This is a genomic window from Acetatifactor sp., assembly GCF_982438285.1.
Genome location: NZ_CEWDFQ010000383.1, coordinates 1 through 2,774 on the forward strand (window position 1 = coordinate 1; position 2,774 = coordinate 2,774).

Annotated in this window: 1 protein-coding gene; it reads left to right on the top strand. The window is 50.2% G+C overall.

Features of this window, described 5'->3' with window-relative positions; genetic code table 11:
- Positions 1-127: 127 nt before the first annotated feature.
- Positions 128-2,774, top strand: a 2,647-nt coding sequence (locus AC1WIP_RS14220) for a glycosyl hydrolase 53 family protein (RefSeq protein WP_481142446.1), incomplete at its 3' end; no start/stop codon positions are given.

Below are 2,774 nucleotides of genomic sequence, written 5' to 3' on the forward strand. Positions count from 1 at the left end.
ACTGTCAATAGTAAAAAAAATAGTACTTATGATATACTTTCTTAAAGACAAGCGATTGCGCAATTATTGATTGCGCAGTCGCCTGTCAGGGAGGAAAGTGTGAAAAAAAGAAAGGTATGGGGCAGGTATGACAAGACGGTTGGTTAAAAAAGGGGTTCTTTGTTTCATGCTGTCAATGGCGCTGATTCTGGGGGCTGCCTGGCCGGTGCAGCAGGCCAGGGCGGATGCACAGACGGTATCGGGAGGAGATGGGCAGACAGTGTCAGGCGGAGATGTGTCGGCTTTAAGTGAAAACGGCTCAGATGCGGGAACTGTTTCCTGGACGGCCACACAGCTGATCGTAAACGGGGATTTTGAGATTCCTGACAATTCCCAGGGGTGGGATGATTATGCTTCGGAATGGGAAATCAGTATTTCGGGAGATAATGCAAGCGGTTATGGATACAACACAAAAATAGATACATATGCTGCTGATAACACCAGCAGGATATTCAGTTATTATAACAACAGTACTACCCAGGCGGCAGCTTTTTCTATGGAGAGAACCATTGAGAATGTGCCTGCAGGTACTTATAAGCTGCGCTGTGACCAGGAAGGAGCGGCTGTGACATCAGGGCTTTCCCTTTCTGTGACTTACGGGCAGACCAATCTGCAGATGGCCCTTCCGGCAACAGCAGGCTGGGATGTATGGGCCCAGGTGGAGACCGAAGCGTTTACACTGACAGAGACTGGCAGCGTGACCATTTCCCTGTCCGGGGATATTGCGTGCGGATACTGGGGAGATTTTGATAATTTTGTTTTGATGAAGGCCCAGGAGAGCACGCAGCCGGAAGAGGATGTGGAGCCGGTGGATGCGGGGATTTACGTGGAGCGGGTGGCAAATCTGTCCGACGATTTTATAAGCGGCATGGACGTGTCCTCCTATGTATCCTTAAGGCACAGCGGCGTCACTTTTTATGATTTTGAAGGAGAGGTGCTGGACGACCAGAGATTCTTTGGCTTATTGGCCGACTGCGGTGTAAACTACATCCGCGTCCGGGTCTGGAACGATCCCTATGACGCAGACAGAAACGGCTATGGAGGGGGAAACAATGACCTTGAAAAAGCTGTAACAATCGGCAAGTGGGCTGCCGAGGCAGGAATGAAGGTGCTGGTGGACTTCCATTATTCTGACTTCTGGGCGGACCCGGCCAAGCAGAAGGAGCCTAAGGAATGGGCGGAGATGGACATTGATGAAAAGGTACAGAAGGTAGAAGAATATACCTACGAAAGCTTGATTACCCTGTTTGATGCAGGCGTGGATGTGGGTATGGTTCAGGTTGGAAATGAAACCAATGGACAAATCTGCGGGGAATCTGAGTGGGAAAATATGGCCCGGATTTTTAACGCAGGAAGCGCGGCCGTAAGAAGCGCGGCTGCGGATACGGGAAAAGAAATCTATGTGGTCCTGCACTTTGCAAATCCGGAAACCAGTGGGCGTTATGCCGAATATGCCCGGAATTTGAATGCCTACAATGTAGATTATGACATTTTTGCTTCTTCTTATTATCCCTATTGGCATGGAACCATTTCCAATTTAAAAAGTGTACTGGGAAATATTGCGCAGACCTATGGAAAAAAGGTGATGGTGGCCGAGACCTCCTGGTGCTATACCTATGAGGACGGAGATGGACATGAAAACACCATTTTTGAGGGGAAAACGGGAATCGATCTGCCCTATGAGGTATCGGTGCAGGGACAGGCAAATGAAATGCGGGATGTGATCAATGCCGTTTCGGAGATTCAGGGCGTCGGCGTATTTTACTGGGAGCCGGCATGGCTTCCGGTGCAGGTGTATGATGAGGATGCACAGAACGCGAAGGAAATCCTTGATGCGAATAAAGAACTCTGGGAAAGCTATGGTTCCGGCTGGGCTTCTTCTTATTCCGCGGAGTATGACCCTGATGATGCGGGAGTTTGGTATGGCGGAAGCGCCGTAGACAATCAGGCCTTGTTTGACTTTACGGGGCATCCTTTGGAAACTCTGAAAATGTTCCAGTATGTGAAAACGGGGACCAATGCTCCCAATGTGATCACTACTATAAATAATATTTCCCTTACGGCACAGGCGGGCCAGAAGGTGACGCTTCCAGAGACAGTGGAGGCCAGCTATTCCCATGGAGATAAGGCATCCGTTCCCGTTACATGGGATCAGGAAAAGCTGGAAGAGGCGCTGCTTGCGGGGGTGGGTACCTATGAAATAACGGGGACTGTTTCCGCGGATGGCGTAACCTATCAGGTGAAATGTACCTTGACCATAGAGCCTGCTAATCTTTTGTCTAATCCGGGCTTTGAGGATGCGGATATGAGTATGTGGAGTATCCTGGATCAAGGAGGAAGCGTAGGAAGAAAAGCGGATTCCAGCAATGTGAGAACGGGAAGCTACTGCCTGCATTTCTGGGATGATGAGGAAATTTCCTATACGGTGGAGCAGGAAGTGGTGCTGGATGCAGGCGTCTACACCTTTGGCGGTTATCTCCATGGCGGTGATGCCGGGGAAGAAGCGGTCTTTGCATTGTATGTGGAATGTGAAGGTGAGACCTACACGGCCCAGGCGCAGGTAAACGGCTGGCAGAATTGGCAGAACCCGGTTGTGGAGAATATAGAGATTTCAGAGAATGGAACGGCCATTACGGTAGGGATTTCTGCAAAGGCGCAGGCAGGAGCCTGGGGGGCGTGGGATGACCTTTATCTGTACCAGGCAGAAGCTGGAGATACAGGAGACCAGGAGGAGA